Annotated in this window: 1 protein-coding gene; it reads left to right on the top strand. The window is 44.6% G+C overall.

Going from position 1 to position 1792, the window contains the following annotated elements:
• Nucleotides 1–105: 105 nt before the first annotated feature.
• Nucleotides 106–1792: glycoside hydrolase family 2 TIM barrel-domain containing protein (locus RHS_RS28945; RefSeq protein ID WP_395023649.1), on the top strand; the 1687-nt coding region annotated here is incomplete at its 3' end.

The following is a 1792-nucleotide window of genomic DNA, read 5'->3' as shown; positions in this document are numbered from 1 at the left end:
AACGCAGCAGTGCCAGCTGGATAGAAGATCAGGATTTCTGGAGATTTTCCGGGATTTTTCCGGGATGTATATCTCTATACCACGCCGAAGCTTCATGTAAGGGATATGTTTGCAAACGGCGAGTTAATAAATGGGTATCAGGATGGAAAACTGAATATCCGCCTGGCGATGCAGGGGGATGAAACGGGCTATATAAGAGCATTCCTGAAGAAAACAGATGACGTGGTGTGGTATGAGGAAATCAGTAAGAAAGCCCAGATACTGGAAATAGAAGCTGAAATCCCTTCCGTACAGCCATGGAGTGCAGAAATTCCAAACCTCTATACCCTCTATCTGGAAGTTTACGACCAAAAGGATCATCTGATTGAGTCCCTGACGCAAAATGTTGGATTCCGTAATTTTGAGATGATCAATGGAATCATGTGCATTAATGGAAAAAGAATTATTTTCAAGGGAATAAACAGGCATGAATTTAATCCCAGACTGGGAAGAAGTATCACTGAGGAGGATATGCTCTGGGATATCCGGTTTATGAAGCAGCATAATATAAATGCAGTGCGTACCTGCCACTATCCGGATCAGAGCAGGTGGTACGAGCTGTGTGACGAATACGGCATTTATTTAATTGACGAAATGAACCTTGAGAGTCATGGTTCCTGGCAGAAGATGGGAGCCTGTGAACCGTCCTGGAATGTTCCTGCGTCCCGCCCTGAATGGATGGGCTGCGTTATGGACCGGGCAATATCCATGCTGGAAAGAGATAAAAATCATCCATCAGTTGTAATCTGGTCCTGTGGAAATGAATCTTATGCAGGAGACGTCCTGGCATCTGTCAGTGAATATTTTCATAAGGCAGATCCGTCCAGACTGGTACATTATGAAGGCGTCTTCTGGAACCGGGAATACGATTATATCAGCGACATGGAAAGCCGCATGTATGCCAAACCGGCAGAAATTGAAGTATATCTTAAGTCCAATCCTTCCAAGCCCTATATCAGCTGTGAATATATGCACGCTATGGGAAATTCTCTGGGCGGCATGGAGTTGTATACGAAGCTGGAAGAAAAATATCCCGGTTATCAGGGTGGGTTTATATGGGATTACATGGATCAGGCAATATATCAGACACTGGATAACGGGAAGGAAGTTCTGGCATATGGAGGGGATTTTGATGAAAGAGCTACCGATTACTGCTTCTGTACCAATGGCATTGTTTTTGCGGACCGCGTTCCATCACCTAAGGCCCAGGAAGTAAAATTCCTGTATTCGGATGTAAAAATTCATGTTTGTAATGGAGTGGTAACGATTGACAACCAGTGCCTGTTTCAGAATACTGCCCCCTACAGATTCTGCTTTACGCTGGAAAAAGAAGGGGAGTGTATTGCAAGATCAGAACATCTGATTAATGTAGAACCGGGGCAAAAGACAAGCCTTCCTTTTGGACATGAGGTTTTAAAACAGCCAGGGGAATACTGCTGTACGGTTTCTATGGTACTGGGACAGGATACGCTCTGGGAAAGCGCCGGATATGAAGTGGCCTTTGGACAGGAAATTATTAAAGTGCAAAGCCATGGAGCTAAACAGCACCCTGGGAAAATATTTGAGGTGATTCATGGAGATGTAAATATAGGAGTCCGCACAGAACGCTGTTTTGCCATGTTCTCAAAACAGGAGGGCGGAATTATTTCCCTGGTATATGGCGAGAAGGAATATATTACCCGAGTGCCGAAACTATCTTACTGGAGGGCGACTACAGATAATGACCGGGGRATGAAGACAGAGGCGCTATTAA

It is taken from the genome of Robinsoniella sp. RHS (assembly GCF_001029355.1).
Classification (GTDB): Bacteria; Bacillota; Clostridia; order Lachnospirales; family Lachnospiraceae; genus Robinsoniella; species Robinsoniella peoriensis.
The sequence above is the reverse complement of the archived record's forward strand: the minus strand, read 5'-3'. Positions and strand labels throughout refer to the sequence as shown.